Source organism: Mesorhizobium sp. WSM4846, from assembly GCF_055811415.1.
In genome coordinates this window covers 22124-34692 of the sequence record NZ_JBVVPZ010000059.1, presented here as the reverse complement: position 1 = coordinate 34692, position 12569 = coordinate 22124, and the positions used below count along the sequence as shown (strand labels likewise).

Genomic DNA, 12569 nt, shown 5'->3' with positions numbered 1-12569 from the left:
CCGGTCCTCCCGGCGAAGGAGAAAACTGTCACCCATGCAATCAGTCCATTCTGTTACCTATCTATCCGGTTCGGACATCAGTCCCTTCTCCCCGTCACTATACGGGGAGAAGGTGCCGGCAGGCGGATGAGGGGCAGCGCCAACTTCGATGATTGGCTTGCATCCAATGCAAGCTATGACTGCCCGAAGCGATTGCCCTGTGTGCTTGCTTCGATCGCCTCCAGGCGGCATAGATCAGGCATGACTGAAACCTGCCGCCCGCGCCGCTCGGTGCTTTACGTCCCGGCCTCGAATGACAAGGCGCTGGCCAAGATCTCGTCGCTGGCCTGCGATGCCGTCATCATCGATCTCGAAGATGCCGTCGCCCCGGCCGATAAGGTTTTTGCGCGCGAAAAACTGGCTGATATTTTCGCTCACCGCGCAAACCTGCGCTGCGAAATGGTCGTGCGCATCAACCCGCTCTCCAGCGAATGGGGCGCCAAGGACTTGCTGGCGGCGGCAAGCTGCGAGCCCGACGCCATCCTGCTGCCCAAGGTCGACACGCCGCGCGACGTCCTGGAAGCCGGCGACGTCCTCGACGACAATTTTTCACCCGACGCGGTGAAGCTGTGGGCGATGATCGAGACGCCCAAGGCGCTGCTCAACATCGGCCCGATTGCCGAGCTTTGCCGCGATCCGGCCTCGCGGCTGGTCTGTTTCGTTGCCGGAACGAACGACCTGGTCAAGGACACCGGCATTCTCGCTACGCCCGACCGGCGCTATCTCACGCCATGGCTGATGCAGATGGTGCTCGCAGCACGCGCCGGTGGCCTCGACCTGCTCGACGGTGTCTTCAACGATTTTCGTGATCTGGACGCTTTTGCGCGCGAATGCACGGAAGCAGCCGCCATGGGGTTCGACGGCAAGTCGCTGATCCACCCGGCCCAGATCGATGCCGCAAACCGCGCCTTTGCACCATCTGCCGAAGCCGTGGCCGAGGCGCGTGCGGTCAAGGAGGCCTTCGCGCTTGCCGAAAATGCCGGCAGGCAAGTCATTGCGCTGAACGGAAAAATGCTCGAGCGGCTGCATCTGGCGCAGGCCGAGAAACTGCTGGCGAAGGCGGCCGCCAGCGCGGCATGATTGGCAACTTATCACAGGAATGAAAAATGAAACTCTACCGCTTTCTGTCCGGCCCGGACGATTCCAGCTTCTGCCACAAGGTGACGGCGGCGCTGAACAAGGGCTGGCACCTGTTCGGCTCGCCAACCTATTCCTACGACAAGCAGACCAAGGTCATGCGCTGCGGCCAGGCCGTGGTGAAGGATGTCGAGGGCCAGGAATACGGCCCTGGCACCAAGCTCAGCGATTGGTGACATCGCATCGAGCATAAACATCTTCCAGATGTCGGCGGGCCAGCACCCCCCTCTGTCCTGCCGGACATCTCCCCCCTCAAGGGGGGAGATCGGATGTCGCATCGGCTTTCGCCAATCTTCAGAGTTGCAGGGTGTGCGGTGCGGGCCAAAGCTGCCAGTCTCCCCCCTTGAGGGGGAGATGTCCGGCAGGACAGAGGGGGGCCGCGAAGGAATGAGACGTCGATCCCTTTACTCGGCCGCCTCTTCGATCCGCTCCATATCATCGTCCGACAGGCCGAAATGGTGGCCGATCTCGTGGATCAGCACATGGGTGACGATATCGCCCAGCGTCTCCTCGTTCTCGGCCCAGTAGTCGAGGATGGCGCGGCGGTAGAGCGTGACGCGGTTCGGCCCCTCGCCGGTCTGCGGATTCCAGCGCTCGGCGATGCCGCGCCCCTCGAACAGGCCGAGCAGGTCGAAAGGCGTTTCCAGCGACAGGTCGTCCATGATTTCGTCGGTCGGGAATTCGGCGATCTGGATGACGATCTCGCCGGTCAGCTTGCGAAACTCCTCCGGCAGATGGGCGTAAGCTTCTAGCGCCAGGAACTCCATTTCCTCCATCGACGGCGAAAGCTCGTCGTGCCAGGTACGGGTTTTGTAGATGCGGGCCATGCTTTGTCCTTCTGATCCCGGCATATAGGCTTTCGCGCCGGACTCGGCAATTGGCCGGGTTGCCGCCTTTCGCTGACAGGAATAAATTCCCCATGACTCCGCTTGACTCTTCGGCCGCCCTCTGGAATCTATTAGAACATAACAGGAACAATTGTGAGTGGAAGCTGACCGTCATGGCGACAAGCGCCGTGGCGCGGGAGACTGTTTTTGCCCTGCGCCGCCAGATCGCGAAGATCGAGGGAACGCTGCCCGAGCGCCTGCAGGCGCCGGCCGCAGCCCCCGTTGATGCGCCCCGGAATCCAACAGCTGATGTCACGCCCAAAAAAATCACGCCCAAAAATCTGACAATCGTCCGCCGCGGCCTCGCCGTGGCGCCGCCCGATGCGTTTCTGCGCACCGGCGCCGAAGATCTCGATACTGCGCTCGGCGGCGGCCTGCCGAAGGCGGCGCTGAGCGAGATCCATGGCGCCGCGACCCGCGATGCCGGGGCCGTCGCCGGCTTCGCCCTGTCGCTCGTCAGCCTGATCCTCAAACAGGGGCCGCGACTGCCGGTCCTGTGGATCGGCACCGCGGAAATCTTCCGCGAGGCCGGCTTCCCCTATGCCACAGGACTTCATCGCCTTTTCGGCATCGAGCCGGAGCAATTGCTGTTTTCCGAGGCGCCAAGGCTCCTCGATGCGCTGTGGACCGCCGAGGAGGCCGCCCGGATGACGGCGCTCGCCGCCGTCATCCTCGAAATCCGCGGCAGTCCGCAGCGGCTGGACCTCACCGCGACGCGGCGGCTGCACGCCCGGGCACAGAGCGCCGGCGGGCCGGTGTTTTTGCTGCGCCAGGCCGGCGAACCCGAGCCGACGGCGGCACCCGTCCGCCTCGTCCTGTCGGCGGCGCCGTCGGCACCACGCCAGACGATCGCCGGGCCGCTCGCCGGCTCGATCGGCCGTTCCGCCTTCACCGTCAGCATCGGCAAGAGCCGCACCGCCTTGCCAGGACAATTCACACTGGAGTGGAACCCCGATGAACGCAGTTTCGAGGAAAGAAGGGCCGGGGAAAGACGGCAAGAACGGGCAGCGAATCCTGTCCCTGTGGTTTCCGCATCTCGCCGCGGAAAGGATCCTGCGCCAGCGTCTGGGGCGGTCCTGGCGTTCGCGGCCGTCGGATCACCTGCCGCTGGTGATCAGCCATCGCCAGGCGAACGCGCAGCGCATCGCCGCCCTCGACGAGCGGGCTGAGGCGCTTCATCTGAAGCGCGGCATGGGCATAGCCGACGCGCGCGCCATGCATCCGTCGATCGACGTCGTGGAAGCCGATCCCGAGGCCGACCGCCGCCTGCTCGAAAGCCTCGCCGACTGGTGCGACCGCTACACCCCGCTGGTGGCGATCGACGCAGCCGATGGCCTGTTCCTCGACGTCACCGGCTGCACCCATCTTTTCGGCGGCGAACGGGCGATGCTGGACGACATCCTGTCGCGCTTTTTCCATCAGGGTTTCGATGTCCGCGCCGGCCTTGCCGCCACACCAGGTGCAGCCTGGGCGGCAGCGCGGTTTTCTGGTGATCGCATCGTCCCCGGTGGCGAGGAGGAGGCGCTTCTCGCACCCTTGCCGCTGACGGCGCTGCGCATCGAGCCTGACATCCGCGCCAGCCTGGAAAGCGTCGGCCTGCGCACGGCGGGCGCCGTCATGGCAGCACCGCGCGCGCCGCTCGCCCGCCGCTTCGGCAGATCGCTGCTTTTGCGTCTCGACCAGGCGCTCGGCCGCCTCGACGAGGCGGTGTCGCCGCGCCTGCCGGTGGCGCCGCTTTCGGTCGAACGCCATCTCGCCGAACCGATCATGCTGACCGACGAAATAGAGCGGCTGGTGAAAATGCTGGCGACGACATTGAAGGCGGACCTCGAGCGCCGCGGCGAGGGCGCAAGAAGGCTGGCGCTGCTGCTTTTCCGCGTCGACGGCGCCGTCAGCCGCATCGCCGTCGGCACCTCGCGGCCGTTGCGCGAGCCGTTGCTGATCCAGAAATTGTTCCACGAGAGGCTTGCCGCGCTCGAACAGGACATCGATGCCGGCTATGGCTTCGATCTCGTGCGCCTCTCGGTGCTGTCGGCCGCGGCCTTCGACATGCAGCAGGCGGATCTGACCGGCGAGACGCGCGACGACGGCGCCGACATCGCGCTTTTCGCCGACCGCATCCGCGCCCGGCTCGGCGACAGCGCGGTTTTGAAACCGGTCGCCGTCGAGAGTCATCTGCCCGAGCGCGTCGTCGCCATGCTTCCCTATGCGGAGGCGCCGCAAAGGGTCTCTGCGCCGAAGCAGCCGGACAAGATACAAGACACTTCCAGGCCTGTCTTGCGGCCGGAACGGCCGATCCGGCTGTTCCGTTCGCCCGAACCGATCGAGGTGCCGGCCACCGAAATGCCTGAAGGACCGCCGCTGAACTTCCGCTGGCGGCGCGCGCTCTACCGGGTGGCGCGCGCCGAAGGGCCGGAACGCATCGCCCCGGAATGGTGGCGGGAGGCAGCGGGGCAGGAAGCGACCCGGGATTATTTCCGCATCGAGGATAGCGACGGCCGCCGTTACTGGCTTTATCGCCAGGGTCTCTACGGCGCCTCGCAGGCGGCGCCGCGCTGGTTCATGCATGGGGTCTTCGCATGAATGCGCTGGCGGTCGTCCCCTATGCCGAATTCGGCATCCAGTCGAATTTCTCGTTCCTGCGCGGCGCCTCGAAACCGGAGGAGCTGGTGGTCGCGGCAAAGTTTTTGGGCTTTTCGTCGATCGGGCTTGCCGACCGCAACACGGTGGCTGGCGTCGTGCGCGCCTGGCAGCAGGCCAAGGTGGAAGGTCTTTCCTGTCATCCCGGCTGCCGCCTGGTTTTTTGCGATGGCACGCCCGACGTTCTCGCCTATCCGCAGGACCGCAAGGGCTGGGGCCATCTGTGCCGCATGCTGACGCAGGCCAATATGCGCGACGACAGCGAAAAGGGCGCACCGCTGCTCTATCGCGACGACCTTTTCGAATGGGGCGATCGCATGTCGCTGGCGATCCTGCCCGATCTGTCGACGCCGGCCGAGGATCACCTCAGGCTGATCAGCCGCCTGAAAGATCGCTTCGGCAAGACCCTGCGGCTTGCCGTTTCGCCGGATTATCACGGCAACGACCGCTACCGTATCGAGCAGGCGGCTGCCATGGCCGAGGCATCAGGCATTCCGCTGATGGCGACCAACGACGTTCTTTACCATACGTCCGAACGGCGCCGGTTGCAGGACGTGCTGACGGCGATCCGCCTCAACGTGCCTGTTGCCGAAGCCGGGCTGGAACTGGCGGCCAATGCCGAGCGCCATTTGAAGCCGCCAATGGAGATGGCGCGGCTGTTCCGGCGGCATCCGCAGGCACTGGCGCAAACCCAGCACTTTGCCGGCGAATTGAGCTTCTCTCTCAGTGACCTCCAATACAACTATCCCGACGAACCGACGGAATCGGGCCTCGGGCCCCAGGCCGAACTGGAAAGGCTGGCTCTGGAGGGAGCCGCGATACGCTACCCCTCGGGCGTTCCCGCCGATGTGACCAGGCGCATCCGCGAAGAACTCGCTTTGATCGAGCGCCTGAATTACGCGCGCTATTTCCTGACAGTCTACGACATCGTCAAATTCGCCCGCAGCCAGGGCATACTCTGCCAGGGACGTGGCTCCGCGGCCAACTCGGTGGTCTGCTATTGCATCGGCATCACCGAAGTGGGGCCCGAGCGGATCGATTCGCTTTTCGAGCGTTTCATTTCCGAGGAAAGAAACGAGCCGCCCGACATCGATGTCGATTTCGAGCATGAAAGGCGCGAAGAGGTCATCCAGTATATCTACTCGAAATACAGCGCCAAGCGCACCGCGCTTGCCGCGGCCGTCGTCAGCTACCGGGGCCGCTCGGCGATGCGCGAAGTGGCCAAGGCGATGGGCCTGTCGGACGATGTCAGGAGCGCGCTGTCCAGCTCGATCTGGGGCTGGTCGACCTCGGAGCTCGGCGAAAAGGAGACCGGGGCCGGCGGCCTAGATCAAACCGATCCGTCGACAAGGCAGGTGATCGAATGCGCCAACGAGATCATGGGCTTTCCCCGTCATCTGTCGCAGCATGTCGGCGGCTTCGTCATCACCAGGGACCGGCTCGACGAGATCGTGCCCATCATCAAGACGGCGATGGACGAACGCAAGATGGTCGAGTGGGACAAGGACGATCTCGACGCGGTGAAAATCCTGAAAGTCGACGTGCTGGCGCTCGGCATGCTGACCTGCCTGCAGCGCGCCTTCACGCTGCTTGAAGATCATTATCCCGATGCGCGCGATGATTTTGGCCGGCCCTATGTGCTGGCCACCCTCCCTGCCGAGGACAAACATGTCTACGACATGATCTGCCGCGCCGACACGATCGGCGTCTTCCAGATCGAATCGCGCGCCCAGATGTCGATGCTGCCGCGGCTCAGGCCGAAAACATTCTATGACCTCGTCATCGAGGTGGCGATCGTGCGGCCCGGCCCGATCCAGGGCGACATGGTCCACCCCTATCTGCGCCGCCGGCAGGGCAAGGAAAGGCCCGAATATCCCAAGCCGGAACTGGAAGAGATACTCGGCAGGACGCTGGGCGTGCCGCTGTTCCAGGAGCAGGCGATGAAGATCGCCATTGTCGCCGGCGGCTTCAGGCCGGGCGAGGCCGATGAACTGCGCCGCGCCATGGCCACCTTCAAGCGCACCGGCACGATCGGCAATTATCGCAAGCGGATGGTCGACGGCATGATTTTGCGGGGTTACGAGAAGGACTTCGCCGAGCGCTGCTTCAAGCAGATCGAGGGTTTTGGCGAATATGGCTTTCCCGAAAGCCATGCCGCCTCCTTCGCCCTGCTGGTTTATGCCTCCTGCTGGTTCAAGACCTTCTATCCCGACGTGTTCTGCGCCGCGATCCTGAATTCCCAGCCGATGGGGTTTTATCAGCCGGCTCAGCTTGTCCGCGACGCGCGCGACCATGGCGTTGAAATCCGCGAGGTCGACGTCAATTTTTCCGGTTGGGACTGCGCGCTGGAGGAAGTGCCTTTCGATCCAACCCGCATCCTCGACCGCCATGCCCAGATGCGCGGCATCATCCGGACCAATCATGCCGTCCGGCTGGGCTTTCGCCAGGTCAAGGGCCTGTCGAAGGAGCGCATGGAGGTGTTTGTCGCCAGACGCGGCGACGGCTACACATCCGTTCGCGATGTCTGGCTGCGCTCGGGCCTCCACGTCGACGAGATCGATAAGCTGGCGCAAGCCGACGCTTTCCGTTCGCTCGGCCTCGACCGCCGCGACGCCCTGTGGGCGGTCCGCGCGCTCGACGGCAGGAGTGCCACGGAGACCCTGCCGCTGTTCGACCGGCCGGCGATCCGCTTGCGCGATCTCGAACCCGAGACCAGGCTGCCGACAATGCCGCTCGGCGAGCACGTCGTCCACGACTACCGTTCGCTCGGCCTGTCGCTGAAGGCGCATCCGTTGGCCTTTCTGCGCCAGCGGCTGGACCGTTCCGGCGTCACCCCCAATGCGCGCCTCGGCCAGGTTCGGGACGGCAAGCGCGTTTCGGTCGCCGGCCTTGTCCTGGTGCGGCAGCGGCCGGGCAACGCCAAAGCGATTTTCCTGACGCTGGAAGACGAGCAGGCGGTCGCCAACGTCATTTTTTGGGAAAGGACCTTCAACCGCTACCGGCCCATTGTCATGGGCGCGCGGCTGATCCGCGTCACCGGCAAACTGCAGTCGGAAACGGACGTCATCCATATCGTCGCCGACAAGGTCGAGGACCTGACACCCTGGCTGTCCGTGCTTCTGGAGGAGAAGCCCGATGTCCCTGTCGTGCAAAACGACCGGCAGGATATCGCGGGGAAGGCAGAAAGGGTCATGCCCAAGGGGCGCAATTTTCAATAGGGGATGTGTCGGCGGGACAGCGAAGGATCACCACGCTTCAGGACGGCCCACCCAACCGCGGTGGCGGCAATCCGTCGTCGAAGGGGAGTGAGCGCGCCTCCGAAGGCAGCATGATCGGGATGCCGTCACGCACCGGATAGGCAAGCCGTGCGACCCTCGAGATGAGCTCGCTGCGCTCCGGATCCCAGCTAAGCGGACCCTTGGTCAGCGGGCAGGCCAGCAATTCCAGTAGCTTGGGGTCGACATTGGCCTTCTTTCCCTCACGCCCATCCACCATTTTTGTCTGTCCTCTCGTTCGTCCTCAGTCTTCGTGCGTTGACGCTGCCCCTCACCTGCCTGCCGGCATCCCCTCCCCGTATAGTGACGGGGAGAGGGACGCTCTCATCGATGGTTTCGCCAATCACCCGCGTTGCAGAACGTCCGCCAAGGCTGCCGACAGCCCCTTCTCCCCGTCACTATACGGGGAGAAATGCCCGGCAGGGCGATGAGGGGCGGCGCCGACTTCCGCAATTGGTTTAGTCCCAGCGTTCCTTTTACTTTGCCTACTGCAAACTCGAGCCGAAATCCTCGTTCTCACGTGCCAGCGCCATTTCGGTGATGGCGATCAGGGTTTCGGCGCGTGTCTTGAGGTCCGCCGCTTCGAGCAGCGCCTGTTTCTCGGCCGGCCCGTAGGGCGCCATCATCGACAGCGCATTGACCAGCATGGCGTTTTCGGCGCGGCTGACGCTTTCCCAGTCGGCTTCAAGATCGTTGGCCTGCAAATAGGCGCGAAATGCCTTGAGCAGCGCCGGCCGGTCGATCTCGGCCTCGGCCTGATCTTCGTCGAGATCGGTGAGAAACGGCGCAAACCGGCACTGGCGGAAGGGCGTCTTGACCGTAAGCTCCTGCACGATGCGGAACCGGCACACACCTTGCAGCGAAATCAGGTAGCGGCCGTCGCCGCTCTCGGAAAGCGCGATGATACGGCCGGCGCAGCCGACATTGCAAAGCGCCGGCTCGCCGTCGGGACGCCGCGCGCCGTCGAGGCTGGGCTGTATGACGCCGATCAGCCGCGATCCGGCGATCGCCTCATCGACCATCTCCAGATAGCGCGGCTCGAAAATGTTGAGCGGCATGCGGCCGCCCGGCAGCAGCAAGGCGCCTTCAAGCGGGAAGATCGGCACCGTCGGCGGCAAATCCGTATCGAGCCGGTAATGCGCGTTTCCCGCCTGCACTTCAAACCTCCGCTCGCTCCCTCAAGAAGCGCATCAAGCCCGCCCATCCCTTCGCAACCTGGTGCATAATCGCCAGCAAGCGAAGAACGGATCGGTCAGGCCTCCTAATCTGGCGCAGCCATTGTCGACCGCAAGGCCATCAGGCAAAAACAGCTTGGTGCGGGCTCAGGAAAACAGCAGCGACGACAATTTGCGCCGTGCCGCCAGCGTTGCCTCGTCGGTCATGCCCCAGGCCTCGAAGAACTGCAGCAACTGCGTCTTGGCGCCGTCGTCGTTCCACGAGCGATCGGCTTTGACGATCGCCAGCAGATTGTCGGCTGCGGCCATGCGCTCGCCGTTGGCGTTCTGGATCATGGCAAGCTCGAAACGTGCCTGATGATCCCCGGGGTTCTCAACCAGGCGGCGCTCGAGCTCGGCCGGATTGCCAAGTGCTTGTGCCTGCACGGCGAGCGCCATCTTGGCGCGCACCGCGGCGAGCGGCGGCGCATCCTTTTTTGCTTCCGGCGCCCGCGCCAGCACGGCTTCGGCGCCCTCGGCATCGCCGGCCTCGAACAGCAGATCGCCCAGCCCGGCAATCGCTTCGATCGTCTCCGGCGCCTGTTCCAGGATCGCGTCGAAAATGTCCGCCGCGGTATGCACATCGCCGGCGGCGCGCGCCTCCGCGGCCGCGGCAAGCGCCTCGGCCACCTGCGGCGCACCATTGCCCTTGCCGCCGACCTTCTGGATGAAGGCGGCGATCTGGCTCTCGGGAATGGCCCCCATAAAACCGTCGACCGGCTGGCCGTCCTTGAATGCGATGACTGCCGGTATCGACTGGATGCCGAGCTGTCCGGCGATCGAAGGATGGTCGTCGATGTTCATCTTGACCAGCTTGACCTTGCCGCCGGCGGCGGTGACCGCCTTTTCCAGCAGCGGCGTCAGTTGCTTGCAGGGCCCGCACCATGGCGCCCAGAAATCGACGAGCACCGGCTGACGGCGCGATTCCTGGATGACGTCGGCGGCAAATGTGGCGGTCGTCGTCTCCTTGATGACGTCGGCAGCGACAGGCGGGTCGCCAAGCGCGACTTTCGCGGGGGTGGCGTCAGTGCCGCCATACTGCACAGTGGTGGCATACTGTCCGGCATTGCTGCCAAACGGGCCGCCAAATTGATTGTTCTCGCTCATCTCGTGCCCTTTCGGTCGCCGCCCGGCCGCCAGCCCGGCGCAACATCCTTAATTCTCACTCAGAAGTCGGTTTATCGTCATCCATGTGGCGATCATGCCGTGACTTTCAAGATAACAGCATCATGCCCGGTTGCCTCGACGAATTTGACCAGGTCGGCGGCGGCGATCGATGTCGTTGCCTCGTTGGTCAGCGGATGGGCGTTGATGACGGCATGGCGCATCAACTCCTGGTCGAGAACGACCTTGACCCGCAACTGCGTATCATTGATCAAGCCGAACACGGTGACCGCACCCGGTACGACGCCGAGAAGCTCCATCAGCATCTCCGGCTTGCCGAAGGAAACCCGCCCGGCGGCGCCGATGATTTGGTGGATCTGCTTGAGATCGACCACCGCCTCCTCAGCGACGCTGACCAGGAAGAAATTGTCCTTCCTGTCCTTGAGGAACAGATTCTTGGTATGCCCGCCGGCGATTTCCCCGCGCAGCGCCTGCGAATCGGCGACCGTGAACAGCGGCGGATGGCGGAGCGTCGAGACCTCGATCCCGAGATCGGCGAGAAAGGCGAAAAGCTCGGCTTCGGTTTTCGGCATGTCGTTTCTTGTCGGACTTTCTTGTTGTTGCGGTTTGGCTTGTTGTCGTGGTTGGATCATTCCGTTTACGGCCAATGACGCGGCCGAGACAAGACCATTGCGCAGCAAGGCTGCCGATTGCATTCCCATCCGCGCTGGGAAGGCTCGTTTACGTCGCCGGGTGCGGCCAAAAAACCTGCGACTTCCCTGTTGCAATCGCCGCGCCCTTCAGCCATATAGGCTCGGCTTGCGGCCCAAACGCCGCGCGAGCGGGTGTAGCTCAGGGGTAGAGCACAACCTTGCCAAGGTTGGGGTCGAGCGTTCGAATCGCTTCACCCGCTCCAGTTTCCCCAAGGGGAATCAAGCCATCGAAAAGCCGCGGTTCGCCGCGGCTTTTTCGTTTTCGGGGTTGTCGAAATCGCAGTTGGCTTAGGCAGCTCAGAAGGCCATGGTTACCGCGCGGTTACGAGTTCGCGAAGTTAAGAAGTCGTATGGGATCGCGGCGTCACCAGGTCTCCCTGAAGTGCGCCTTTGCCACAGATTGCGCCTATCTCTCTCCAAATTTTTCCCTTTCATTTTCGGCGATTGCATAGGGATTGCTGAGATCAAAACCATCTTCTGGCGGTCCAATTCGCATTGTTTTGGCGATATGATCCAGCGTCGGCTTAACGCCATCGATCGCCTTTATTGCCGGCTCCAGGACGGTAAGCGGACTGTAGCTGAACTTGCGATCATCACTTTCTACCAGCTGGGGAAGCCAGCCGCGTGCGAGTTCAACATTGCCATGGAAGTCGGTAATTGCCAGAACCACCTCCGGGGCAAGCAGGCCCAATTTGTTTGCGAGCGCCTTGTAGAGCAACGGCTCTTGAAGTCGGGTCAACTCGAGGAAGTGTTTGTCGAACGTACCACCTCTCATTTCAGTCTTCGCCACGATGTTGGCCGTTCGTGCTAATTCCTTCCTAATGAGGACGATCTCGCCGTATAGGGCCGCAGCGACCGAGTCGGCTTCCTCACCACGAAGCAGGGCATCCCTTCTGCGGTTTAGCCGAAAATTGACGAGTGCGCCGACGACAAGCGCGCAGATACCGAACAAAAAGCCGGCAAACGAGCCTAGCAAGCTCGCTTGCGCACCCTGTAGTTCTGACAGCCATTGCCACATCCCTAACCCCTCTCAAGGCTACGCCAACTTTCGCAAACAATGGCTGCCTAGCACATTGGATTTCTTGACAGCCTCGACTTTGCGCACTCTTGTGTCCGAACCTTTTGCCGGCAGCCTGGACCTGAGCAGCCTGCGCAGAAGGGCAACTATCCGCGGCTGCGTCAGCTACACCCTTATCTCAGGATCGACCCAGGTCGCGATCTCAGACAGTGTCGCTTTGAACTTTGGGAAGTCCGTCGTCCATCCAGGTAGGTTCAGCTTCTCGAAGATATTCTCGGAGTTTGCTCCGCCTTTGAGTATCCCCAGGCTAGTTTCAAGATCGACTTTCCACATGACCTGCGCGTCAGAGGATGTGCGGTGCTTCTCAATATTCGCGCGCTGCCGCACCATCTGCGGCTTAACGATTTGGTCGGGCAGCCGGTCCTCGTCAGTCAAGGCACACCAGCGAATCCCCAGCGCGGACGCGATGTAGGCGAACGAGGGAATGGCGGTGCAGCTGCCACACAAGGTGATGCTTACCGCATGTGGGATGCTTTGCACGA

12 protein-coding genes and 1 tRNA gene are annotated in these 12569 nt (G+C 63.1%); 6 read left to right on the top strand and 7 right to left on the bottom strand.

The window, feature by feature from the left end; genetic code table 11:
• The first annotated feature begins 240 nt into the window (after positions 1–240).
• Together AC0L15_RS30510 and AC0L15_RS30505 are read left to right on the top strand one after the other, a co-directional pair.
• Positions 241–1119: an HpcH/HpaI aldolase/citrate lyase family protein gene (locus AC0L15_RS30510; RefSeq protein ID WP_031257179.1), complete on the top strand. Its 879-nt coding sequence runs from the start codon at positions 241–243 to the stop codon at positions 1117–1119.
• 26 nt (positions 1120–1145) lie between these two features.
• The gene (locus AC0L15_RS30505) at positions 1146–1352 is read left to right on the top strand and encodes a DUF1737 domain-containing protein (protein WP_023804277.1); all 207 of its coding nucleotides are present in this window, start codon (positions 1146–1148) and stop codon (positions 1350–1352) included.
• A 228-nt stretch (positions 1353–1580) separates the two neighbouring features.
• Here the strand turns inward: AC0L15_RS30505 and AC0L15_RS30500 are convergent, their stop codons facing one another.
• A complete protein-coding gene (locus AC0L15_RS30500) occupies positions 1581–2003 on the bottom strand; it encodes a metallopeptidase family protein (protein WP_023802719.1) in 423 nt (140 codons plus the stop codon).
• A gap of 173 nt (positions 2004–2176) precedes the next feature.
• Between AC0L15_RS30500 and AC0L15_RS30495 the strand changes: the two genes are divergently transcribed.
• Genes AC0L15_RS30495 through AC0L15_RS30485 form a run of 3 tightly spaced genes read left to right on the top strand, consistent with a single transcriptional unit; the run spans position 2177 to position 7921 of the window.
• Entirely contained in the window at positions 2177–3232 is a 1056-nt protein-coding gene (locus AC0L15_RS30495; RefSeq protein WP_128170056.1) for an ImuA family protein, read from the top strand.
• Positions 3174–4646: a DUF6504 family protein gene (locus AC0L15_RS30490; protein ID WP_128170055.1), complete on the top strand. Its 1473-nt coding sequence runs from the start codon at positions 3174–3176 to the stop codon at positions 4644–4646. The genes AC0L15_RS30495 and AC0L15_RS30490 overlap by 59 nt, the downstream gene beginning before the upstream one ends.
• On the top strand, positions 4643–7921 hold the full coding sequence (locus AC0L15_RS30485; protein ID WP_473498046.1) for an error-prone DNA polymerase: 3279 nt from the start codon (positions 4643–4645) through the stop codon (positions 7919–7921). Before AC0L15_RS30490 ends, AC0L15_RS30485 begins: the two co-directional genes overlap by 4 nt.
• A 37-nt stretch (positions 7922–7958) precedes the next feature.
• On the opposite strand, the gene AC0L15_RS30480 is transcribed toward AC0L15_RS30485, so the two are convergent.
• From AC0L15_RS30480 to AC0L15_RS30465, 4 genes are all read right to left on the bottom strand, one after another.
• Positions 7959–8198: a Trm112 family protein gene (locus AC0L15_RS30480; RefSeq protein ID WP_128170053.1), complete on the bottom strand. Its 240-nt coding sequence runs from the start codon at positions 8196–8198 to the stop codon at positions 7959–7961.
• A gap of 265 nt (positions 8199–8463) precedes the next feature.
• Positions 8464–9135 carry an LON peptidase substrate-binding domain-containing protein gene (locus AC0L15_RS30475; RefSeq protein WP_128170052.1) on the bottom strand — a complete coding sequence of 224 codons (672 nt, stop codon included), beginning with the start codon at positions 9133–9135 and terminating at the stop codon, positions 8464–8466.
• 165 nt (positions 9136–9300) lie between these two features.
• Positions 9301–10299, bottom strand: a complete 999-nt coding sequence (gene trxA, locus AC0L15_RS30470; RefSeq protein ID WP_473498044.1) for a thioredoxin — start codon at positions 10297–10299, stop codon at positions 9301–9303.
• 92 nt (positions 10300–10391) lie between these two features.
• Positions 10392–10889, bottom strand: coding sequence for a prolyl-tRNA synthetase associated domain-containing protein (locus AC0L15_RS30465; RefSeq protein WP_287250584.1), 498 nt, complete (start codon positions 10887–10889; stop codon positions 10392–10394).
• 248 nt (positions 10890–11137) lie between these two features.
• On the opposite strand from AC0L15_RS30465, the gene AC0L15_RS30460 reads away from it, so the two are divergent.
• Positions 11138–11212 (top strand) — tRNA-Gly (locus AC0L15_RS30460).
• Positions 11213–11415: 203 nt separating this feature from the next.
• Here the strand turns inward: AC0L15_RS30460 and AC0L15_RS30455 are convergent.
• Both AC0L15_RS30455 and AC0L15_RS30450 read right to left on the bottom strand, forming a co-directional pair.
• Positions 11416–12027, bottom strand: coding sequence for a hypothetical protein (locus AC0L15_RS30455; protein ID WP_287250533.1), 612 nt, complete (start codon positions 12025–12027; stop codon positions 11416–11418).
• A gap of 165 nt (positions 12028–12192) precedes the next feature.
• Positions 12193–12462, bottom strand: coding sequence for a hypothetical protein (locus AC0L15_RS30450; protein WP_287250531.1), 270 nt, complete (start codon positions 12460–12462; stop codon positions 12193–12195).
• Between the last annotated feature and the right edge of the window lie 107 nt (positions 12463–12569).

What these genes read in the sequence shown, in the direction of transcription:
- AC0L15_RS30510 (WP_031257179.1), top strand. Translation starts at nt 241, where the DNA reads ATGACTGAAACCTGCCGCCCGCGCCGCTCGGTGCTTTACGTCCCGGCC.
- AC0L15_RS30505 (WP_023804277.1), top strand. Translation starts at nt 1,146, where the DNA reads ATGAAACTCTACCGCTTTCTGTCCGGCCCGGACGATTCCAGCTTCTGC.
- AC0L15_RS30500 (WP_023802719.1), bottom strand. Translation starts at nt 2,003, where the DNA reads ATGGCCCGCATCTACAAAACCCGTACCTGGCACGACGAGCTTTCGCCG.
- AC0L15_RS30495 (WP_128170056.1), top strand. Translation starts at nt 2,177, where the DNA reads ATGGCGACAAGCGCCGTGGCGCGGGAGACTGTTTTTGCCCTGCGCCGC.
- AC0L15_RS30485 (WP_473498046.1), top strand. Translation starts at nt 4,643, where the DNA reads ATGAATGCGCTGGCGGTCGTCCCCTATGCCGAATTCGGCATCCAGTCG.
- AC0L15_RS30480 (WP_128170053.1), bottom strand. Translation starts at nt 8,198, where the DNA reads ATGGTGGATGGGCGTGAGGGAAAGAAGGCCAATGTCGACCCCAAGCTA.
- trxA (WP_473498044.1), bottom strand. Translation starts at nt 10,299, where the DNA reads ATGAGCGAGAACAATCAATTTGGCGGCCCGTTTGGCAGCAATGCCGGA.
- AC0L15_RS30465 (WP_287250584.1), bottom strand. Translation starts at nt 10,889, where the DNA reads ATGCCGAAAACCGAAGCCGAGCTTTTCGCCTTTCTCGCCGATCTCGGG.
- AC0L15_RS30455 (WP_287250533.1), bottom strand. Translation starts at nt 12,027, where the DNA reads ATGTGGCAATGGCTGTCAGAACTACAGGGTGCGCAAGCGAGCTTGCTA.